This is a genomic window from Flavobacteriales bacterium (genome assembly GCA_020635855.1).
Taxonomy (GTDB): domain Bacteria; phylum Bacteroidota; class Bacteroidia; order JACJYZ01; family JACJYZ01; genus JACJYZ01.
In genome coordinates, this window is sequence record JACJYZ010000002.1 from 104,855 (window position 1) to 128,148 (window position 23,294).

Sequence of the window (23,294 nt, forward strand, 5' to 3'; positions counted from 1 at the left end):
CCGCATTTGAATATGTCAGAAGAAACCGCAGCAAAGAGATTAAGCAAAGTAGCCAGGGAACTGAACATCGGTATCGCAACCATTGTTGAGTTTCTTGACAAGAAAGGCCTGAAGGTGGAGGCGAACCCCAACAGTAAGCTGAACACCGAGGCTTATGAAATGCTGCTGCGCGAATTCCAGTCAGAAAGAACCCTCAAGGAAGCGTCCCAGTTGGTGGACCTGAAAAAACCCAAACGGGAAACCATCAGCCTCGACGAAAAGTCGGGCAAGGAACGGGATGCGAAATCTGGCGATCAGGATGAGATCATGATCGCCAACGTTCAGGTGGCGGGTGTGCCTGAAGAGGAAGAGTTAGAAGTAGAGAAGGAGGAACCGGAACCCAAAAAAGAACCGGAACCCGAAGAGCAAAAACCTGCGGCTAAAACCACCAAAGCGGAACCGAAGAAAGAATCCGAACCCGTAGAAGAAGCCCCCGCAAAGGAAGTCGCCGAGGAAAAGAAGGAAGAACCGGTAGCCGAAGAAGAAAAGAAAGAACCGGCACAACCCGAAGTGGCCCCCCCGGCAGAAGAGCCCGTGGTGGAGGCACCCGTAGGAGAAACACCCGCCGCGGAAGCCAAACCGGAGGAAGAAAAGAAAGAAGAGCCCAAGCAAGCTGACCCGGAAGATCATGTGATCAAGGCCAGGGCCAACAAACTCGAAGGTCCCACCATCGTGGGTAAGATCGACTTGCCGGAACCGGTCAAGAAACCGGTCGCCTCTTCGTCCGATTCGGATATCGATAAGAAGAACAAGAAGCGGAAACGCAAACGCATCGCCTCCGAGAATGCACCCGTACCTCCGGGTAGCGGCGGTGGTGGACAGCGTGGCCCCGGTGGTGGCGGCCAGCGCGGAAAGAAAGGCCCCGGAAAAGTGGTCAAATCCGAGCCGAATGAAGAGGAAATCAAAGCCCAGATCAAAGACACACTCGCACGCCTCAGCAGCGGCGGCAAATCGAAAAGCTCCAAGTACCGCAGGCAGAAACGCCAGGCCATCAGTGAACAGATGCAGCAGGACATGGAGCGCGCCGAAGAAGAAAGCCGCATCCTCAAGGTGACCGAGTTCGTGTCAGCCAGCGAACTGGCGAAGATGATGAATGTTCAGGTGAACGAGATCATCTCCGCAGGTATGTCGCTCGGACTCTTCCTCTCCATCAACCAACGCCTCGACGCCGAAACCCTGTCGATCATCGCAGATGAGTTCGGATACAAGATCGAGTTCATCAGCGCCGACCTGCAGGAAGCCATCCGCGAAGAACAGGAAGAAGAGGACGAAACCAAATTGAAACCACGCCCGCCCATCGTTACCGTAATGGGTCACGTGGATCACGGTAAAACGTCGTTGCTCGACTACGTGCGCAAAGCCAACGTGATCGCCGGTGAGGCCGGTGGTATCACCCAGCACATCGGTGCATACGCCGTTGAACTGAAAGACAACCGCAAGATCACCTTCCTGGATACGCCGGGTCACGAAGCTTTCACCGCCATGCGTGCCCGCGGTGCCCAGGTAACCGACGTGGCCATCATCGTGATCGCCGCAGACGACAGCATCATGCCCCAAACCGTGGAAGCGATCAACCACGCACAGGCAGCCGGCGTGCCACTTGTGTTTGCCATCAACAAGGTGGATAAACCCAACGCCAACCCCGACAGGATCAAGGAAGCACTGGCGGCACGCAACTTCCTGGTGGAAGAGTGGGGTGGTAAATACCAAAGCCACGACATTTCCGCCAAAACCGGAAAGGGTGTGGAAGAACTGCTTGACAAGGTGCTGCTGGAAGCAGAAATGCTCGACCTGAAAGCCAACCCCGATCGCCGTGCTGCAGGTACGGTAATTGAAGCCACACTCGACCGTGGTCGCGGTTACGTATGTACACTGCTGGTGCAAACCGGAAGCCTCCGGGTGGGTGATATCCTCCTGGCAGGATGTCACTACGGTCGTGTAAAAGCATTGTTCAATGAAAGAGGTCAGACCATTGATGTGGCCGGACCCTCAACCCCCGTCCAAATCCTCGGTCTTACCGGCGCTCCGCAAGCCGGCGACAAGTTCAACGCGATGGACGAGGAAAGAAAAGCACGTGAGATCGCCAACAAGCGTTTGCAGTTGCAACGCGAACAGGGCATTCGCGCCCAGAAACACATCACACTGGATGAGATCGGCCGACGCCTGGCCATCGGCGACTTCCAGGAATTGAACGTGATCGTGAAAGGGGATGTGGATGGCTCCGTGGAAGCCCTCTCAGATTCATTGCTGAAACTTTCCACCGATAAGATCCAGGTGAATGTGATCCACAAATCCGTGGGTCAGATCACCGAGTCGGATGTACTGCTCGCCAGCGCGTCCAACGCCGTCATCGTCGGTTTCCAGATCCGCCCGAGCCTCAACGCCCGCAAGCTGGCCGAAAAGGAAGAGATCGATATCCGCCTGTATTCCGTGATCTACGACGCCATCAACGAGGTGAAGTCGGCCATGGAAGGTATGCTTGCACCGGAAATGAAGGAAGAAGTGGTATGCAACGTGGAAGTTCGCGATGTGTTCAAGATCTCCCGCGTAGGTACCATCGCCGGATGTATGGTGCTCGATGGAAAGATCAACCGCAACACCCAGGTCCGGATCATCCGCGACGGCATCGTGGTGTATACCGGCAAGCTGGCATCACTCAAACGCTTCAAGGAAGACGTGAAGGAAGTGGCCACCGGTTATGAGTGCGGACTCGGGATCGAGAACTTCAATGATATCAAAGAAGGCGATATCATCGAAGGATACGAAATCGTACCTGTTAAATAAGTTTGTGGTTTGCCACAAAGACCCGAAGGCACAAAGGTTCACCAATTCTGAATCTGACCGAAACATGCACAAAGTGCATCTTAGTGTCTTTGTACCTTTGTGGCATTCTTCGTCTTTGAAGGAAGATTCTTTGTCTGGCCGGTGGGGTATACGTTTCAGAGCTGGCTTTAAAGACGTAAAGGAATATCAGCGCTGGGGTTCGGCTTCCGGCGCTGGCTCAATCTGGTCTTTCACAATGAAGCATCCCGGAAAATCCACGGAAACTTCATGCTTGAGTTTTTCCGCTTCCAGCCGGTTGCGGCAATTTCCAACACGTACCAGGTAATTCGGAGATTCCCATTTCACATACACCGGAAGGTCGGGGTATTTCACCAGCACCTTGGATTTGGCTTCGTTCGCCTGGTTCTTCGCCTGAACCCCCGATCCGAAAAACACCTGCACCCGGAAGCCTTCCACGGTACCTTTCCGCTTACAGTCTTCCACGTATTTCTCCAGCAAACGGTTCGCCCGGTCGGTGGGCGCATTCGAAGAATCCCGGCCGGTCATGTTCACCTGCGCAGAGGAAGCACCGGCGATACAGATAAAGAGTATGGTACAAATGATGCGCATGGCTGTTTTCAATCAGGCTGCAAGGTACATATATTCATGGTTCAGGCAATTTCCGCGCCGTAATGAAAAAGTGTGTGCTGAATGTCATGGGAACCGAAATTCAAGTGGTCTTATTAACAGGTTGAAAAATGCTTCACGATCCACCAATGAGTCGAAACCTTAGACGACTGATCTGATGCCGCATCGACGCTTATTTAGAATGAATATAAATTAGGTAATTTTTGTGTTCCCCTACATTAAAAAATCCCGATTGTTCTAAATTTGCCACCTGTTATAAAGTCCTATTTTCTACGCAAAATATCCAATATGCGCAACCTGTTTAAGTGGGTATCCAAGCTCAGATTGGCGCTGCATCTCCTGCTTTTCCTGATGATCACCGGCGTGTCTGTGAGCCAGGCACAACCGAATGGTGAGGAGATTTTCAAAGCGAATTGTAAATCGTGCCACACCATTGGCAAAGGGCCACTGATCGGACCGGATCTGAAGGATGTGGAAACACGCGCCCCGGATCGTGATTGGCTCGTTAAATGGATCACCAACTCCCAGGAGCTGGTGAAGGCCGGAGACGGTTATGCCGTTGAAGTCTTTAATGCCAACAAAGGGACGATCATGCCGCCCCAGGCTGTGAACAAAGAAGAGATCAATGCCATCCTGGATTATATTAAGGATTACAAGCCACCGGTTGAGCAGAAAGTAGTTGATGAAAAACCGACTGAAGCACCGGCGGACAACACCCTGCTGATTTCCCTGGCCATCGCATGTGCCGTATTGCTGCTGGTGATCTGGTTCCTGCGTTCCACCAAGAGCGCACTCCAGGAAGCCGCCGCCGACAAAATTCCATTGCCCGCCCGTCATGGCATGGGCGTCTTCAAGTCCATCGGTCACTGGATCACTCATAACAAACGTTCGTTCGCCCTCATCGTTTTGCTGCTGGTGGCACTGGGCATGCGTCAGCTGTGGTACTCCGCCATCTGGATCGGCGTACACCAGGGCTATGAACCCATCCAGCCCATCGCGTTCCCGCACGACCTGCACGCAGGTAAGAACGGCATCAACTGTGTATACTGCCACTCAGGTGCGGAAAAGAGCAAGACCGCAGGTATTCCTTCTTTGAACGTGTGCATGAACTGCCACAAGTTCATCAAGGAAGGTTCACGTACCGGCACAACCGAAATCGCTAAGATCTATAAGTACCTCGACTACGATCCGGAAACAGGTGAGTACGGCGACAACCCGCAGCCTGTGCAATGGGTGAAAGTGCATAACCTGCCGGACCTGGCCTACTTCAACCACTCCCAACACGTGGTGGTGGGCAAGCTGCCCTGTCAACGCTGCCACGGTAAAGTGGAAGAGATGCAGGTGCTGCACCAGGAATCCACGCTCGTGATGGGATGGTGTATCGATTGCCACCGCAACGAACCCGTGAAGATGGAAGGCAATCCTTATTACGACCATGTACATGACCAGCTGACCGAAGAGCAACTGAGCAAGTTCATGAAGGACGGTAAGATCACCGTTGAGGAATTGGGTGGTACCGAGTGCGCCCGCTGCCACTATTAATCCGAATCGAAAAACCTTGTCGGGTAATGACAAACATGAATAAGACATACTGGAAAGGCATCGAAGAATTGACCGAAGATCCCAGCTTCGTAAAAGCGAGGGACAATGAATTTGCAGAACATCTGCCGGTCGATGAGTTTCTCAGCAGTGAGCAGGTGCAAATCGCACCCACCAGCCGCCGTGACTTTTTAAAGTATCTCGGTTTCGGGATCACAGCCGCCTCCCTGGCCGCCTGTGAAGCGCCCGTAACCAAAGCCATACCTTATGTGATCAAACCGGAAGAAGTGACCCCCGGCGTGGCCAACTGGTATGCGTCTTCCTATTTCGATGGCAACGACTATTGCAGCGTGCTCGTGAAAACACGCGAAGGCCGTCCCATCAAGATCGAAGGCAACAAGATGTCATCCGTTTCCAACGGTGTCATCAACGCCCGTGTGCAGGCAGCCATCCTTTCTTTATATGATGAGTCGCGCCTGCGCAATCCTTTGACAGGTGGAAAAGACAGCGACTGGACCACAGTAGACAAGGAGATCTCCGACAAACTGAAAAGCGTGGTTGCCAGCGGCAAATCCGTTCGCGTCCTCACTTCCTCCCTGGCCAGCCCGAGCAGCCGCAAAGCCATCGACCAGTTCGTGGCCGCCTACGCCGGTGCCCCCGCGGAAGACGGAAGCACACAGCCTTCAGGTGCAGGTGTGGTAACCTATGACGCGGTGTCCAGGTATGGCATTATCAAAGCCCACCAGGATTGCTTCGGCAAAGCAGCCGTTCCCGCCTACCGTTTCAACATGGCAAAAACCATCGTGAGCGTAGCGGCCGACTTCCTCGCCACGTGGGTGTCGCCGATCGAATTCATGTACCAGTACGGCCAGGGCCGTAACCTGAAAAAAGGAAAGACCATTTCCAAACACATCCAGTTTGAAAGCCATCTTTCCGTTACCGGTTCCAATGCCGATGAACGCGTTCCCGTGAAGCCTTCACAGGTAGGCGCCCTGATCGTTGCCCTTTACAATGCCGTGGCCTCCGCAACCGGCGGCCAGCAGGTGAGCGGTGGTTCCGGACTTCCGTTTGACGCCGATATCAAATCCGCAGCAGCACACCTGTTGAAAAACAAAGGTGCTTCCCTCGTGGTATGCGGCAGCAACGACCCATCCGTACAAAGCCTCGTATGCGGCATCAACCAGATGCTGGGTAACTACGGCACAACCGTAGACATCAACAGCCCGAGCCTGCAATTCCAAAGCGACGATGCAGGCGTAGCCTCCCTGATCAGCGACATGAACGCAGGTAAGGTGGGTGCGCTCATCATGCAGGGTGTGAACCCCGCTTACACATTGCCCGATACCGAAGCGTTCAAAGCCGCCCTCAAAAAGGTGGAACTGACCGTTTCCTTCAGCCCGACACTCGATGAAACATCCAGCGTGGCCGGCTATGTTTGTCCGGACCACAATTTCCTGGAGTCATGGAATGACTACAATCCTTACGCAGGTGAATACAGCCTGTGCCAACCCACCATCAACCCGCTGTTCAAAACCCGCCAGTGGCAGGAAAGCCTGTTGAAATGGTCGGGCAGCAACAGCACCTATTACGATTTCATCCGCAGCAACTGGCAAGCCAACCAGTTCGCCGCACAAACCAAAGAGATCCTGTTCGATGCATTCTGGAACCAGTCTGTGCACGACGGTGTATTCTCCACTTCAGCTCCAGCCGCAACCGAAGCAATGGCCTTTGCAGGCAACATGTCTGCCGCAGCTACAGCCGCTACGGCCATGGGCAAATCAGGTTCGTTCGAGCTGGTGATTTACGAAAAGACCGGTGTAGGAAATGGTATGTACGCCAACAACCCCTGGTTGCAGGAACTGCCCGATCCGGTATCGAAGGTTTGCTGGGATAACTATGTTACCATGAACCCCGTGCAGATGGATGAACTCGGTCTGAACACCATCCTGGGCCAGGAAGAAATGGCCGATGTGGTGGAAGTGACCGTTGGAAATAAAAAAATAAAAGCACCCGTATATCCACAGCCAGGTCAGACCGTAGGTACCGTAGGGCTTGCGCTCGGATACGGCCGTACGGTTGTGGGTCGCGCCGGTGAAAACGTAGGCGTAGATGCATACCCGCTGACCAGCCTGGGTGCGAATGGCTTCTCATATCATGCCACTGATTGCAGTGTAAGCGGTTCGGTAGATAAGATGCACCTGGCCACCACCCAAACCCATCACACCATCATGGGCAGGGATTCGGCTGAGACGGGTATCATCCGTGAAACGTCACTTGCCGCTTATGTGTCCGACCCTTCTTCAGGCAATGAACAGGTGACCGTCGCCACGGTGGAGCACGAACACAAGCTGCCGTCGGAAGTGGATATGTGGAAAGAGCACCCGAAGAATATCTTCCATTGGAACCTGTCTGTTGACCTGAATTCATGCATCGGATGCGGTGCCTGTGTGGTCAGCTGTATTTCCGAGAACAACGTGGCTGTTGTGGGTAAGGATGAGATCCGCAGATCGCGTGAAATGCACTGGATCCGCATCGACCGCTATTACAGCAGTGATTATACCAAAGCAAGGGCCAAGGAAGAAGGTCTCAATAACATCCAGATGTACCACCGGATGGAACGTCCGTCGGAATACCCGAAAGTGACCTTCCAACCCGTGATGTGTCAGCACTGCAACCACGCTCCCTGCGAGAACGTGTGTCCGGTGGCTGCCACCACACACAGTTCCGAAGGTCTCAACCAGATGACCTACAACCGTTGCGTGGGTACGAAATACTGTCAGAACAACTGTCCTTTCAAGGTACGTCGCTTCAACTGGTTCAGCTACCCGCGCGATACAGAGTTCCGTGATGTGAACCCTTCACAGAACGAACTGGGCCGCATGGTGCTCAACCCGGATGTGGTGGTACGTTCCCGTGGTGTGATGGAAAAATGCTCCATGTGCATCCAGCGCATCCAGGAAGGCAAGCTGAACGCGAAGAAGGAAGGCCGTACCGTGAAAGACGGTGAGATCCAGACCGCCTGCAGCGCCGTGTGCCCGACACACGCCATCCGTTTCGGTAACGTGGCGGATCCGGATTCGGAAGTGGCCAAACTCGCCGACGATCCGAGGACCTATTACCTGCTTGAAGAATTGAACGTGAAACCGTCCGTGCAGTACATGACCAAGGTCAGGAACACCGGTGACGCATAATTAAAATAGATAAAGATTACTACGCTATGAGCGAAGCAGTACAAACCACCATTCGTAAGCCCCTTATCAAAGGGAACAAGGATCTGCACCAGATCACGGAAGATGTGGCCAGGTCTGTGGAAGGCAAAGCCAGCCGCCTCTGGTACATCGTATTCACCGTGGCTGTTGTGGCCGCCCTTTGGGGAATCGGTTGCATTGTGTATACCGTAGGACGCGGTATCGGTACCTGGGGTGTGAACCGCACCATCGGTTGGGCCTGGGACATCACCAACTTCGTTTGGTGGATCGGTATCGGTCACGCTGGTACGCTGATCTCCGCCGTACTGTTGCTTTTCCGTTCCCGCTGGCGCATGGCCATCAACCGGTCTGCAGAAGCCATGACGATCTTCGCTGTGATCATGGCGGCCCAGTTTCCGATCCTGCACATGGGGCGTCCTTGGTTGGCCTTTTATGCGCTTCCGCTGCCGAACCAGTTGGGCTCACTGTGGGTGAACTTTAACTCGCCACTGCTGTGGGACGTATTCGCGATCTCAACGTATTTCTCGGTTTCACTCGTGTTCTGGTACATCGGCCTCCTGCCCGACTTTGCCATGATCCGCGACAGGGCCGTGAAACCGGTGACCCAAAAGATTTACAGCATCCTCAGCTTCGGATGGAGCGGACGCGCCAAGGATTGGCAGCGCTTTGAGGAAGTATCATTGGTGTTGGCCGGACTGGCCACTCCGCTGGTGTTCTCGGTTCACTCCATTGTAAGTATGGACTTCGCCACGGCGGTGATCCCCGGGTGGCATACCACCATCTTCCCGCCTTACTTCGTACTCGGTGCGTTGTTCTCGGGATTTGCCATGGTGTTGACCTTGTCGCTGATCATGCGGAAAGTGATGCACCTGGAAGATTACATCACCATCTCGCATGTGGAGTACATGAACAAGATCATCATGCTTACCGGTTCCATGGTGGGTGTGGCCTATATCACCGAACTGTTCGTGTCGTGGTATTCAGGTGTGCCTTATGAAAACTATGCCTTCATCAACCGCGCCACCGGTCCTTACTGGTGGGCCTATGCCTGCATGATGACCTGCAACGTGGTGAGCCCGCAGCTGTTCTGGGTAACCAAGTGGAGAAGAAGCCTCACCTTTACTTTCGTACTGTCCATCATCGTGAACATCGGTATGTGGTTCGAACGTTTCGTGATCATCGTAACCTCGCTGCACCGCGATTTCCTGCCCAGCAGCTGGACGATGTTCCACCCGACATTTACTGAAATTGGAATCTACATCGGAACCATCGGAATATTCTTTGTGTTGTTCCTGCTGTTCGCCCGCGTATTCCCGGTGATTGCACAGAGTGAAACCAAGTCGATCCTGAAAGGAACCGGTAACCAATATTTGAACGTGATTCCCGAATAATTTCTGCCATGACGAACAAGAAAATATACGGTCTGTTCGACGATGACCACAAATTGATTGACGGTGTGAAAGCCTTGCGTGAAAAGGGCTTTGATATTGCAGAGGCATACACACCTTACCCTGTTCACGGCCTGGATACCGCTATGGGAATTCCCCGCACGCGCCTCGCCATCTGCTCATTCATCTATGGCATGACCGGCGTGAGCCTGGCCCTGCTGATGACGTATTTCATGAGCATCGTGGACTGGCCCATGGACATCGGTGGCAAGCCCAGCTATTCGTTCCGTGAAAACTTCACGTCCTTCATTCCGGTGACATTCGAGTCAGGTGTACTGCTCGCCGCACATGGAATGGCGATTACCTTTTTGCTGAGAAGCTGGTTGTTGCCGGGAGTGAGCCCCAAGAACCCCGACAAGCGTACGACCGACGATAAATTCTGCCTGGAAATGGATGCCTGGACTGATGAAGAAGAGGCCACCATCAAGGATGTACTGACCCGTTCGGGCGCATTTGAAGTGAATACAAAATCATAAGGTGACGAAGCCAAGAATGAAACCTATGAAAAGCATATTGATCCCGAACGACCTGAGCAAAGGATTTGTGGCAGCATGCCTGTATGCTGTGCCGGTTCTAGGCCTGATGTCGTGTGGGCAGAACCCCACGAGGGAGTACGATCCTTCCCTGAAGCACGAGACACCTCGCATTGAGTATACGGCAGACATGGACATGTACCGGTCTCCGTCGTACGAGACATATTCCGAAAACCCCATCCTTCCTGAAGGGATGACCGCCCAGGTGCCGGCACACGGTTCAATTGCAAGAGGACACATGCCTTATGCCTATCCGAACACGCCGGAAGGATATGAGATGGCGGGTCAGCAGTTGAAAAACCCCGTTCCACTGACCGAAGAAAACCTGGCGGAAGGAAAAGAACTTTTCCTGAAATTCTGTTCGCATTGCCATGGTAAAAACGGCAAGGGCGATGGTACCATCATCAAGAATGACAAATTTCCCGCACCCCCGGCATACGATTCTCCTGCTTTGAAGGATCTGCCGGAAGGGAAAATGTTCCATACAATCACATATGGCAAGAACCTGATGGGAAGCCACGCGTCACAACTGGAACCTGAACAACGCTGGAAAATCATTCATTTTATCCAAACCCTGCAAGGACCGAAGGCAAGTGCTGAATCCACCGGTACGGCTGCCGCAGGTTCTGATGTCGCACCGGCTGATGCAGCACCTGCTTCCGCAGCGCCTGCAGCAGCACCTGCAACCGGTAAATAAAGCATAATTGGGAAAGTATTATGGAGAACCAATACATACAAAAGAATAAAGTCAGCTTCGGTTTGATGGCCGTGGGTGCAATTGCAGTTGTAGCTGCATTCGTAGCCGATCCGAAGCGCGCATGGTCCAACCTGCTCGTGGATAATTTTTTCTTCATGGCGCTGGGCCTTTTCGGGGTTTTCTTCATCGCCCTCCAGTACCTCACCGAATCCGGATGGTCGGCTGTGATCAAGCGTATCCCTGAAGCCATGTCTCAGTACCTTTATATCGGTGGTCCCCTGTTGCTCATCGTGATTGCACTGGCCAACCACCATCTTTACCACTGGATGGATCACGAGGCGGTTGAGCATGATCCGGTGTTGCAAATGAAATCGGCATACCTGAATGCGCCCTTTTTCTACATCCGTTCCGTGGCCTATGTGGCCGGATGGATCCTGGCGGCCCGGGTGCTGAGAAACTATTCCCTGCAACAAGATCTGACCGGTGAGTCTTTTCATAAAAAATGTATCAAGGCGTCGGCCATCTTCATGGTGTTTTTCGCTGTGACTTCCAGTACCTCTGCCTGGGACTGGCTGATGTCAGTGGATGCACACTGGTTCAGCACCCTGTACGGCTGGTATGTGATGATGGGTATGTGGGTGAGCGGTACCACGTTCATGTTGCTGTTCATCATCTATCTGAAAAGCCGCGGATACCTCCCGCAGGTCAATGAAAGCCACCTGCACGATATGGGTAAATGGATGTTCGCAACCAGCATGGCGTGGACATACCTCTGGGTATCTCAGTGGCTGCTCTACTGGTATGCCGGTTTGCCTGAAGAAATGACCTACTTCATTGAAAGGGTTGAGAACTACCCGTTGCCGTTCTTCGGCATGCTGCTGGTGAACTTCTTCGTGCCCTTCTATGTGCTGATGTCCAGGGATGCGAAAAGGCAACCCGGATTGCTGGTAGGAGTTGGCTCGATCGTTTTCGTTGGGCACTGGATGGATTTGCAATTGTTGGTGATGCCGGGTGTCATGGGTCACGAACACGGGCATATCGGATTTATAGAATATGGAATGTTCCTCGGCTTCCTGGGACTGTTCATCTTTGTTGTACAGAAAGCCCTTGCCAAACATCCCATTGTGGTGAAAAACCATGCTTTCCTGGAAGAAAGCCTGCATCACCACTATTGATTAATTAGGAAAAACATTCATACACGCATAAGGGCTTGCCCGGATTTATAAAGCACGCGATCTAAAAAAAATTGACCATGATTGGATTCTTGATCTCTCTCGGTATCATCTTGCTGATCATTGCAGGGGTTCAGCTAGTGAAGGTCCTTGACCTCTCCGCAGAATTGCAGGGTAAGGGCAATGAGAATGAAGTGTCAACGGAAGGAGAAAACCGAACCAATGGTACACTCTATTTCCTCTTCATGATCGCCTTCTTCGGATTCGTGATCTGGCTGACCGCCAGGTACAAGGATTTCCTGCTTCCTGCTCCCGCCTCAGAACACGGACAAGGCATCGATGATATGATGCACCTTAACCTGGTGATCATTGCCATCGTGTTTTTCATCACCAACATCCTGCTGTTCTTTTTTGCTTTCCGCTACTACGGACGCAAGAACGGCAAAGCCACTTTCTACCCGCATAACAACAAACTGGAAGTTGCCTGGACCATCACCCCGATGATCGCCCTGGCCGGACTTATCACCTATGGTCTGACCATCTGGAACAGCACCATGAGTACCACCAAGTATGCACCGGATGAGTACCTGAAGATTGAGTTGTATGCCAAACAGTTCGACTGGACCGCACACTATGCCGGCGCCGATAAAGCATTCGGTAAAGCCAGCTATCGCCTGATCACCCCCGCAAATGTTCTGGGCCTCGATTCAACCGATGCACACAATGCGGATGACAAGATTACCAAGGAACTGCACCTGCCGGTGAACAAACCGGTGTTGCTGACCTTCCGCTCACGTGACGTGATTCACAGCGCCTACCTGCCGCACTTCCGTGTGCAGATGAACTGTGTTCCGGGTATGACCACCCAGTTTGCGTTCACACCCACGAAAACCACGGCGGAAATGCGCCAGGACCCTTTCGTGATTAATAAATATGCGAAGATCAATGAGCTGCGCCACGAGCGCCTGCCGGGAGAAGAAGATGTGCAGTTCGATTACCTCCTGCTCTGCAACAAGATCTGCGGAACAGCGCACAACAATATGCAACTGAAGGTTGTGGTGGAAACCGAGGAAGAGTTCAATGCATGGCTTGCCCAGCAATCCACCTTCATTGATAATACAACGAAGTAATCACGGCACATTTGCCCATTTATAAAGAACCACGTTACCTTAATTGATAGATATGTCTGCTGATAGCCACGCAAACGCCCACCATCATCACCATCACAAGGAGCACTGGATTTCCAAGTACGTGTTCAGTATGGATCATAAAATGATCTCCAAGCAGTTCCTGTTAACTGCAATTGTGATGGCTGTGATCGGTATGCTGATGTCTACCTTTTTCCGCCTGCAACTGGCCTATCCCGGAGAAAAGTTTGCCATCCTGAACTTTTTCCTCGGTGACCGCTGGGCGCCGGATGGTAAACTGGATCCGCAGATGTATCTGGGCCTGGTAACCATCCACGGAACCATCATGGTGTTCATGGTACTCACAGGTGGTCTGTCAGGAACTTTCAGTAACCTGCTCATCCCTTTTCAGGTGGGAGCGCGTGACATGGCTTCCGGCTTCCTGAATATGCTATCTTACTGGTTCTTCTTCCTGTCCAGCATGATCATGGTGATCTCCTGCTTCGTGCAAACAGGTCCCGCATCAGGTGGATGGACCGTTTATCCGCCCCTCAGTGCACTTGAACAAGCCATTCCCGGTTCAGGCTTGGGTATGACCCTCTGGCTGATCAGCATGGCCCTCTTCATTGTATCTGCCCTGCTGGGAGGTCTGAACTACATCGTAACCATTGTGAACCTGCGTACCAAAGGCATGAAAATGACCCGGCTGCCCCTGACCATCTGGGCATTCCTGATCACCGCCATCCTTGGTGTACTGTCTTTCCCGGTGCTGCTCTCAGCCGCCCTGCTGCTGATCTTCGACCGCAGCTTCGGCACCAGCTTCTACCTGTCCGACATTTTCATCGGCAGCGGCCCGCTCGCACATGAAGGAGGTAACCCCATCCTGTACCAGCACTTGTTCTGGTTCCTGGGACACCCCGAGGTATACATCGTACTGCTGCCCGCACTGGGTATCGCTTCCGAAGTGATCTCCACGCAGGCACGCAAACCTATCTTCGGTTACCGCGCCATGATCGGTTCCATGCTTGTGATCGGCTTCCTGTCGTTCATCGTATGGGGACACCACATGTACGTGACCGGTATGAGCCCCTTCCTGGGTTCCGTATTCGTATTCACCACCCTGTTGATCGCCATCCCTTCCGCCGTGAAGGTGTTTAACTACCTCACCACCCTGTGGAAAGGAAACATCCAGTTCTCGCCGGCCATGCTGTTTGCCACGGGATTGGTATCCACTTTCATCACCGGTGGCGTGACAGGTATCATCCTCGCCGATTCGGCGCTTGATATCAACGTGCATGATACCTACTTCGTGGTGGCCCACTTCCACATCGTAATGGGGATGTCTGCTATCTTCGGTATGTTTGCAGGCGTGTACCACTGGTTCCCCCGCATGTTCGGCCGCATGATGAACAAGAAACTAGGTTACCTGCACTTCTGGCTGACGATTATTTCGGTGTACGGTGTGTTCTTCCCCATGCACTACGCAGGTATGGCAGGATATCCTCGACGGTATTTTAACTATGATGCATTCCCGATGTTCGACGGTTTCAGGGACCTGAGCCAGATCATCACCTTCTTTGCCATCATGGGGGCCATTTCCCAGGGCATTTTCATCTTCAATTTCTTTTACAGCCAGTACCTCGGTCGCAAGGCAAGCCAGAACCCATGGAATTCCAATACCCTGGAGTGGACCGCTCCCGTTGAGCACATTCACGGAAACTGGCCCGGCCCCATCCCGGAAATTCACCGCTGGCCGTATGATTACAGCAAACCCGGCCACGATCAGGACTTCATACCGCAAACGGTTCCTCTCGCTGCAGGTGAGTCGGATGAAGGCCACTAAACGCCTGGTTCTGCTACAAAACATCCCATCCCCCGTACCTACGGGGGATTTTTTTTACTTTTAAGGACCAGCGGCACGGTGTATGAACGACAACCTAGATCCCAACAAAGAACGCCTTCAGCCGGTCGACAACGACCTTGAAAAGGTATTGCGCCCCAAAAGCTTCGACGATTTCACAGGTCAGCAGGAGGTGGTGGACAACCTGATGGTGTTCGTGGAGGCCGCCCGGTTGCGCGACGAGTCGCTGGATCATGTGTTGCTGCACGGTCCTCCGGGATTGGGAAAAACAACGCTGGCACACATCGTGGCCAATGAACTGGGTGTGAACCTTAAGATGTCATCAGGCCCCGTACTCGAAAAGCCCGGTGACCTGGCAGGCCTCCTCACCAACCTGGAGGTGAACGATGTGCTGTTCATCGACGAGATTCATCGCCTGAGTCCGGTGGTGGAAGAGTACCTCTATTCGGCCATGGAAGACTTTGTGATCGATATCATGATCGATACCGGTCCGAATGCCCGCTCGGTACAGATCAGCCTGAACCCGTTCACACTCATCGGGGCCACTACCCGCTCCGGTTTGCTGACCTCGCCCCTGAGAGCCAGGTTCGGTATCAACAGCCGCCTGGCATATTACGATGCCAAACAATTGTCACACATCGTGAAACGCTCGGCCGGTATCCTCCAGATCAAGATCTATGAAGATGCCGCCCTGGAGATCGCCGGAAGAAGCCGTGGCACCCCGCGTATCGCCAATGCCCTGCTTAGAAGGGTACGGGACTTCGCCCAGGTGAAAGGGGAGGGTGTGATCGATATGGACATCACCACGTTCTCGTTGAAGGCGCTTAAGGTGGATGCACATGGCCTGGACGAGATGGACAACAAGATCCTTTCCACCATCATCGAAAAGTTCAAGGGAGGCCCCGTGGGCTTGTCAACCATCGCCACGGCCGTCAGCGAAGAACCCGATACCCTGGAAGAAGTGTATGAGCCCTTCCTGATCCAGGAAGGATACCTCGCCCGTACGCCGCGGGGACGCATAGTGACCGACCGCGCTTATCGCCACCTGGGCGTCACCCCGGTCAACCGCGGACAAGGAGATCTCTTTAACAGTTAGTCGTTCCGATGACCGAGCGCCAACTCCGTGCCGGCACCCACAGCGAACGCGTCAGGTCCCTGGCCCGTGATGCCGGCTTCGATCATTGCGGCATCGCCACTGCTACATTCCTCGAAGCAGAAGCACCCCGCCTCGAACGCTGGCTGAAACAGGGCATGCATGGCACCATGGCGTACATGGAGCAACATTTCGATAAGCGCCTGGATCCCCGCCAACTGGTTCCCGGCGCCCGCTCGGTGATTTCGCTGCTGGTGAACTACCATTCCCGGGAAACGCAACCGCCCGATGTGCCACGAATTTCCACATACGCGTACAGCCGGAAAGATTACCACCGCGTGATCAAAGACATGTTGTTTAACCTCGTGCAGCGCATGCAGGAAGAACTGGGGCATTTCGACGGACGTGTGTTCGTGGATTCGGCACCTGTACTCGACAAAGCCTGGGCGGCGCGTTCAGGCCTGGGCTGGATCGGGAAGAACAGCAACCTCATCCGCAAAGGAGAAGGGTCGTTCTTTTTCATAGCGGAAATCATCTGCGACCTGGAACTGGAACCCGATCACCCGGCAACCGATCATTGCGGCAGTTGCACACGTTGCATCGATGCGTGCCCAACCCAGGCGATTGTAGCGCCCTTCGTGGTGGATGGGAGCCGATGCATCTCCCATTATACCATCGAACTGAAGGAGGCCATTCCGGCATCCATGCAAGGCGCCTGGTCCGATTGGATGTTCGGATGCGATGTGTGCCAGGATGTATGCCCCTGGAACCGTTTCTCAACACCCCATCGGAACCCCGGTCTGGAACCGGTGCCCGAAGTGATGCAGTGGTCGGCTGATGATTGGTATGAAATGACGGAGGATGTATTCAACCGCGTATTCGGAACTTCCGCACTGAAAAGAAGAAAATACGAGGGAATCAGGCAAAACCTGAAATTCCTGCAAAGCCCGGGCGACTAGCTGCCCCATCGGAACCCCTTTGCATCGAATCCTGCGAGTTGCAGCGCCCGGTCTACCACGGTGTTCACCAATGCATCGACGGTTTCGGGTTGACTGTAAAACGAAGGACTGGCGGGGCAAATGATGCCGCCTGCCAGCGTAATGGTTTCCATGTTGCGGATATGAACCAGGTTCAGGGGTGTTTCACGAAGCACGAGTACCAGTTTGCGACGCTCCTTCAGCATCACGTCGGCTGCACGGGTCATCAGGTCATTGGAGATTCCGCCGGCGATGCGGCCCATGGTTCCTGTTGAGCAAGGACAAATGATCATGGCTTCATATCCGGCTGATCCGGAGGCAAAGGGCGCCATGAAGTTGTCGCGGGCATAGATGGGGAATGGGAAATTCATCGGAATGTTCTTGCCCAGTTCCGTTTCCCATACCACTTTGGCGCTCTCGGACATGACCAGTCCGCAGGCCTCCACCTGGTTTTGCAGGGTGGCCACCTTTTCAATCAGGGCCTTGGCGTACGGGGCGCCGCTGGCACCGGTGATACCGATCACGAGTTTTTTCTTCATGGCCCGTCAAAGGTAATGGGGAGCCGCGAAAGAGGCAACCCGAAAGCGGCTATTGCACGATCAGTTTTTCGCGGAACACGGAATTGTTTTCGGTGACGGCTTCCAGCAGGTATGCACCGGCGGCAAGGCCGGATGAACCGAGGTTTACGCTGAACCCGCCATTGCCCGGAATTGTGCGCACCAGCTGGCCGTTGAGGTCTGTGATGCGTACATAGGCGATGGAGCTGCCGTTCACCGGCACATACACCACGCTGTTGTTGTGCATGGGGTTGGGGAATACCTTTGCTTTTCCCTGTGATTCCGGGTTGAGCTGTCCGACGGTCAGGACGACCTCATTGATGGCGTCCAGTGCATTGATGCGGCCGTATCCGAACGTGTTGTTCGGAACTGTGCTGGAGGAAACACCTCCGCAGGTTTCATTCACGGAAAGTTTCACAGCTGTTTTTTCGATGATGTCTTCGATGATGTCCACCTTACCTGCCAGGTCGGGGTTGGCAGAGATCATGAGGGCCACAAGGCCGGCTACGTGCGGACCGGCCATGCTGGTGCCGCTCATCGAAGTATAGCCACCTCCGGGATAGCTTGAGCGGATGTCGGATCCGGGTGCACTGATGTCGGGTTTCATGCGGTTGCTTCCATCAACGGTCACGTTGCCGCGGCTGCTGAAAGACGACATGTTGTCGCTGCTGGTGGTGGAGCCCACCGAAAAGCTTTCGTCATACATGGCGGGAGGATCTTCAACCGTGTTGCAGCTGGGCCCGCTGTTGCCTGCGGAAGCCACCACCACGATACCTGCGTCTTTCACATTGCTGACAATGACACGCATGGCTTCGAAGTTGCTGGTGTTGCAGCCTTCATCCGTGGGGCATCCCCAGGAGTTGTTGATCACATCCGGTGACTTGGAAGGCATAGGGTTCTGATCGTTGAGGTCGGTAGGGGCGATGAACCATTCGAAGCATTCGGCATAGGTGGCGAATGTACCGGCGCCCTGGTCCATGTTCCTGCATCCGATCCATTCTGCATCGGGTGCCATGCCTACCTGGTTACCTGCGCCGTCGTCGCCCACCATGGTGCCCATGGTATGGGTTCCGTGACCGTGGTCGTCACAGGGTTCGGTGGAAGCGGTTCCGCAGCTGCCGCCGTTACCGGTTTGGATGGCATCATGCCAGTTGTGGTTGTGATCGGCGCTGGACCCATTCCAGCCGCGGTATTTGCCTTTGATGGCGGGATGGTCCCATTCGTACCCGCTGTCTTGTCCGCCGACAACCGCACCCTGGCCCTTGTAGCCCATGCCCCATACCTGGTCGGCTTTCACAAGGGAAATGGCCCATTCCACGGCGTTGGTTTTGGTGTTCGGATCGTCATAGGAAGGAACGCCAACCTGCACCGGCTGCTGCACGGTGTAGCGGGCATTCTCAATCACCTGGCTCACCTGTGGCATTTCGGCCATGGCCCGGATCACGTCGATGTCACCTTTGGTCCATACGGCATTCACGATGAAATAGGAATGATAGGGGGCGTGCAGTGACTCCAGTTTTTCCCACACAACGGGTTGGGTGTGGGTAGAAAGATCCTGCAGGGTATGGAAAACGAAGTTGCCTTTTTCTTCTTTGGTGTTCATGTAGCGGGCAGCAGACAAGTCGGCTTGTTCCGCCATGATCACCATCATTTCAACAGCGCCACCGTTGGCTGCTTTGGACATCAGGACCGGGTCCACTTTGTCGGTCCAGTTATCATTCGTTGCGAAGGCCTGCGGTTGCGTGAAGAACAAACCGATGGACAGGCAGATAGACAGATGACGTTTCATCTTACACAGTTAAAGTTTGAAATTGTTTGATGACCAAAGGCTGGGGATGGTGCAAGATAGGAAAAGGCGCCAAGAATCGCAAACCGGTACCTGAAAACAAAAGGGGAATGTGAGTTGCACATTCCCCTTCTGATCATGAACAAAAGGTGCGACTATCCGCATTTGGTATGCCCGCAGCTTTTACAGTTCAGGCAACCTTCCTCGTAAACGAGGGTGGCCTGACCGCACTCCGGACATTCATTGTCAACGGGAGCCGTACCATCGGGGATGAAACGTTTCAATGCCCTTACCACACCATTTTTCCAGGTGTTCAGGTGTTCTTCGTTCAGGTTGAGGCCGGATACCATGTGCACCACGAACGGCAATGGCATGCCGTGGCGGATCACACCGGAGATCAGTTTTGCATAGTTCCAGTATTCCTGGTTGAAGGATCGGGACAGACCTTCGATGGTTACCTTGTAGCCTTCCTTGTCCTGGAACTGGAAATCGTAACGGGAGTTGCCGTCTTCCGTGCGGCTTTTGATCACCCATCCTTTTTCAACCCAGGAAGGAAGGGAGAACACATCCTCGATGCGACCGGTGAATATCTCATAGGGGCGGTCGTTCAGCAATCCCACCACGGCCATCCATTTCTCGTTGTTGTTCTGGAAACGGACAACGGATGCTTCGAGGGTCTTGGGGCGCTTGGGGGCTTTGGACTCGGCGATGATCACCTCTTCGCCTTCCTTCTTCTTTTTCTTTTTGTCATCGGTTACCAGTACGCCTGAACGTGAACCGTCGCGGTATACGGTGATGCCCTTGCAACCGCTTTCCCATCCTGTCTGGTAGATCTTGGCCACCAGCTCTTCGGTCACCTCGTTGGGTACGTTCACGGTCACACTGATCGAGTGGTCCACCCACTTCTGAACGGTGCCTTGCAGTTTCACTTTGGCCAGCCAGTCGACATCGTTGGCTGTGGCTTTGTAATAGGGCGACTTCTGTACAAGCGCATTCAGTTCTTCATCGCTCATGGCTTTCACCTGCTCTTCGTTGTAGCCGTTGGCTTTGAACCAGGTGATGAAGTGGTGATGGAATACGTGGTACTCTTCCCAGGTGTCTCCCACTTCGTCCACGAAATCCACACGTACGTTCTTGTCGTTCGGGTTTACTTTGCGACGACGCTTGTAAGCCACCATGAACACCGGCTCGATACCGGAGGTGGTTTGCGACATGAGGCTGGTGGTGCCGGTGGGTGCGATGGTAAGCAGGGAAATGTTCCGACGGCCGTATTTGATCATGTCGTCATACAGGGCCGGGTCGGCTTGCTTGATGCGGTTGATGAACGGGTTCTTTTCCTCACGCACCGGATCGTAGATCGGGAAGGCGCCTCTTTCCTTGGCCATGTCAACGGAAGAACGGTAGGCTTCGAGCGCGATGGTCTTGTGGATCCTTTCGGCGAATTTGATGGAATCATCGGAACCGTAAGTGATGTTAAGGGCGGCCAGCATGTCACCTTCGGCGGTGATGCCCACGCCGGTGCGACGGCCTTCAATGCACTTCTTGCGGATGTTCTGCCACAGGTTGGATTCAACCCGTTTGATTTCTTCCTCTTCAGGATCTTTATGGATTTTCTCAATGATGGCATCGATCTTTTCAAGTTCCAGGTCGATGATGTCATCCATCATCCTTTGCGCCATGCGTACATGTTTGCGGAACAGCGGAAAGTCGAAGGCGGCTTCCTGTGTGAACGGGTTCTTTACATAGCTGTAAAGGTTCACGGCCAGGAGGCGGCAACTGTCGTACGGACAAAGCGGAATTTCACCGCAGGGGTTGGTGGACACGGTACGGAAACCGAGGTCGGCATAGCAATCGGGCACGGATTCACGGGCGATTGTGTCCCAGAAAAGAATACCGGGCTCAGCCGATTTCCATGCATTGTGGATGATCTTTTTCCACAGCGCGGAAGCGTCGATCTCTTTTTTGTACTCCGGTTTGTCGGCGTTGATGGGATATTGTTGTGTGTAAGGCTCACCGGATACGGCGGCTTTCATGAAGTCATCGTCGATGCGTACAGATACGTTCGCGCCGGTTACTTTGGTGCCGTCCATCTTGGCGTCGATGAAGTTCTCGGCGTCCGGGTGTTTGATGGAAATGCTCAGCATGAGCGCACCACGACGGCCATCCTGGGCCACCTCACGGGTGGAGTTGGAATAACGCTCCATGAAAGGAACGATACCGGTGGAAGAAAGGGCGCTGTTCATTACTGGACTTCCCTTCGGACGAATATGAGAAAGGTCGTGACCCACACCTCCGCGTCGCTTCATCAGCTGAACCTGCTCCTGGTCGATCATGAGAATGCCGCCATACGAATCCGCATTGTTGCCGTGCCCGATCACGAAACAATTGGACAGAGAAGCGATCTGGAAATCATTCCCGATACCTGTCATCGGCCCACCCTGGGGAATGATGTATTTGAAGTTCTGTAATACTTCGAAGATCTCTTCTTCCTTAAACGGCTTGGGATATTTGGCTTCCACCCTGGCGATCTCGGAGGCCATCCTGCGGTGCATGTCGTCCGGGGTGGCTTCGAAGATATTGCCCGCCGAATCTTTCAGGGCATACTTGTTGATCCATACATTGGCTGCCAGTTCATCGCCCCTGAAATAGGCGATGGTTTTGGCAAGCGCCTCCTCGTAAGAGTAAGGACCTGCCAATGTCCGGGTGGGTTTGTTTTCTTTTTTCACTTCTTGTTCTGGCTGTTTCGCAACCGGGCTCTCGGCGGTTGCAGATTCCAGGTGCAAATCGAGGGTCAGGGTCTGGCTGGGATCTTTGATTTCGGGCATAATTCGGAACGGTTTTTCGGGTGTATAGGCTTATATGCAATTTCGGGATTTCGGAACAAAAAGAGGGGAGTATTCCATCCTCAATTTTTGTCAAAATCAAGTTTCAATTCAGTGTAACAAAGACCGGTTAGATACGGTAACGGCAATTCCTGACATCACATCAACACATGTACAGGAATTTTCCTTGGATAATCTCAGCTTTACAAAAATCAAAAATACTCGACAAGCTCCGACGATGCCTTTTGATTTTTATAAACAAACTGGGTGTGAAAAAAATTATGGTCGTCTCAGGGCACGTCCAGCCTCAAAAACGGAATCGGAAAAATTCAAGAAAGCTTGATTTTGCGTTGATGATTTTTCAACATAGCAGTTTTCTATTGTCGGTTTACGAAAAATTCCTTACTGAAAATACAACGTCCATTTCCTGCCCCGATCTCCCGTATCTTTGTTGCCGCATGCAGCAGGATACCTATATAACTTTACAAGACGACAGGATCGTACTTCGCCCCATGCAATCCGGCGATGCCGACCTGTTCTGGCCACTCACGCAGGTAGCCGGTATGTGGACCTGGTTCACCGCCGACCTGTCCATACGCGATGTGCTTGATCGGTGGGTGCAGGACGCCATGTCGGCACAACAGGCAGGCACCCGGATTCCGTTCACCGTTGTGGATGCTACCACCGGCCAGGTGCTCGGCTCAACCTCTTTCGGTAACATCTCCACACGTGATCAAAGGGTGGAGATCGGCTGGACGTGGCTCGGAAAACCCGCCCAGGGGAAAGGGGTGAACGACCGCATGAAAATCCTCATGCTCGACCATGCGTTCAACACCTGGAACATGCAGCGGGTGGAGTGGAAAACCGACGTGCTGAATCCGCATTCACGGAATGCCCTGTTGAGGATCGGTGCGGTTGAAGAAGGGATTCTGAGAAGCCACATGCTGATGACACATGGCCGCCGGAGGGATACCATCTATTATGGCATGCTCAGGGATGAGTACCTGAAACGGAAAGCATAGG

Annotated in this window: 16 protein-coding genes; 12 read left to right on the plus strand and 4 right to left on the minus strand. The window is 53.5% G+C overall.

Features of this window, described 5'->3' with window-relative positions; all coding sequences use genetic code 11:
* Window positions 1-12: 12 nt before the first annotated feature.
* The gene (infB, locus tag H6585_00445) at window positions 13-2,823 is read left to right on the plus strand and encodes a translation initiation factor IF-2 (protein MCB9446794.1); all 2,811 of its coding nucleotides are present in this window, start codon (window positions 13-15) and stop codon (window positions 2,821-2,823) included.
* Between the two features lie 186 nt (window positions 2,824-3,009).
* Here the strand turns inward: infB and H6585_00450 are convergent, their stop codons facing one another.
* Entirely contained in the window at window positions 3,010-3,432 is a 423-nt protein-coding gene (locus H6585_00450; GenBank protein MCB9446795.1) for an SPOR domain-containing protein, read from the minus strand.
* A 306-nt stretch (window positions 3,433-3,738) separates the two neighbouring features.
* Here H6585_00450 and H6585_00455 point away from each other — a divergent pair, with 306 nt between their 5' ends.
* The 10 genes from H6585_00455 (at window position 3,739) to queG (ending at window position 17,088) form a co-directional block, all read left to right on the plus strand.
* Window positions 3,739-4,992, plus strand: coding sequence for a c-type cytochrome (locus H6585_00455; protein ID MCB9446796.1), 1,254 nt, complete (start codon window positions 3,739-3,741; stop codon window positions 4,990-4,992).
* Between the two features lie 26 nt (window positions 4,993-5,018).
* Window positions 5,019-8,180, plus strand: a complete 3,162-nt coding sequence (locus H6585_00460) for a TAT-variant-translocated molybdopterin oxidoreductase (protein MCB9446797.1) — start codon at window positions 5,019-5,021, stop codon at window positions 8,178-8,180.
* A 26-nt stretch (window positions 8,181-8,206) separates the two neighbouring features.
* Complete coding sequence (nrfD, locus tag H6585_00465) at window positions 8,207-9,589, plus strand: polysulfide reductase NrfD (protein ID MCB9446798.1); 1,383 nt, start codon at window positions 8,207-8,209, stop codon at window positions 9,587-9,589.
* Between the two features lie 8 nt (window positions 9,590-9,597).
* Window positions 9,598-10,122: a DUF3341 domain-containing protein gene (locus H6585_00470; GenBank protein ID MCB9446799.1), complete on the plus strand. Its 525-nt coding sequence runs from the start codon at window positions 9,598-9,600 to the stop codon at window positions 10,120-10,122.
* Window positions 10,123-10,315: 193 nt separating this feature from the next.
* Window positions 10,316-10,876 carry a cytochrome c gene (locus H6585_00475; protein ID MCB9446800.1) on the plus strand — a complete coding sequence of 187 codons (561 nt, stop codon included), beginning with the start codon at window positions 10,316-10,318 and terminating at the stop codon, window positions 10,874-10,876.
* A gap of 65 nt (window positions 10,877-10,941) precedes the next feature.
* Window positions 10,942-12,051 carry a quinol:cytochrome C oxidoreductase gene (locus H6585_00480; GenBank protein MCB9446801.1) on the plus strand — a complete coding sequence of 370 codons (1,110 nt, stop codon included), beginning with the start codon at window positions 10,942-10,944 and terminating at the stop codon, window positions 12,049-12,051.
* Window positions 12,052-12,128: 77 nt separating this feature from the next.
* The gene (locus H6585_00485; protein ID MCB9446802.1) at window positions 12,129-13,178 is read left to right on the plus strand and encodes a cytochrome c oxidase subunit II; all 1,050 of its coding nucleotides are present in this window, start codon (window positions 12,129-12,131) and stop codon (window positions 13,176-13,178) included.
* A 52-nt stretch (window positions 13,179-13,230) separates the two neighbouring features.
* Entirely contained in the window at window positions 13,231-15,018 is a 1,788-nt protein-coding gene (locus H6585_00490) for a cbb3-type cytochrome c oxidase subunit I (protein ID MCB9446803.1), read from the plus strand.
* Between the two features lie 82 nt (window positions 15,019-15,100).
* Complete coding sequence (ruvB, locus tag H6585_00495) at window positions 15,101-16,132, plus strand: Holliday junction branch migration DNA helicase RuvB (GenBank protein ID MCB9446804.1); 1,032 nt, start codon at window positions 15,101-15,103, stop codon at window positions 16,130-16,132.
* A gap of 8 nt (window positions 16,133-16,140) precedes the next feature.
* Window positions 16,141-17,088 (plus strand): tRNA epoxyqueuosine(34) reductase QueG, encoded by a 948-nt coding sequence (queG, locus tag H6585_00500; protein MCB9446805.1) that lies wholly within the window; start codon window positions 16,141-16,143, stop codon window positions 17,086-17,088.
* Here the strand turns inward: queG and H6585_00505 are convergent.
* The 3 genes from H6585_00505 to H6585_00515 form a co-directional block, all read right to left on the minus strand.
* Window positions 17,085-17,645: a UbiX family flavin prenyltransferase gene (locus H6585_00505; protein ID MCB9446806.1), complete on the minus strand. Its 561-nt coding sequence runs from the start codon at window positions 17,643-17,645 to the stop codon at window positions 17,085-17,087. The genes queG and H6585_00505 overlap by 4 nt on opposite strands.
* Window positions 17,646-17,694: 49 nt before the next feature.
* Window positions 17,695-19,452, minus strand: a complete 1,758-nt coding sequence (locus H6585_00510) for a S8 family serine peptidase (GenBank protein ID MCB9446807.1) — start codon at window positions 19,450-19,452, stop codon at window positions 17,695-17,697.
* Window positions 19,453-19,604: 152 nt separating this feature from the next.
* A complete protein-coding gene (locus H6585_00515) occupies window positions 19,605-22,274 on the minus strand; it encodes an adenosylcobalamin-dependent ribonucleoside-diphosphate reductase (GenBank protein ID MCB9446808.1) in 2,670 nt (889 codons plus the stop codon).
* A 455-nt stretch (window positions 22,275-22,729) separates the two neighbouring features.
* Between H6585_00515 and H6585_00520 the strand changes: the two genes are divergently transcribed.
* Window positions 22,730-23,293: a GNAT family N-acetyltransferase gene (locus tag H6585_00520; protein ID MCB9446809.1), complete on the plus strand. Its 564-nt coding sequence runs from the start codon at window positions 22,730-22,732 to the stop codon at window positions 23,291-23,293.
* Window position 23,294: the final 1 nt, after the last annotated feature.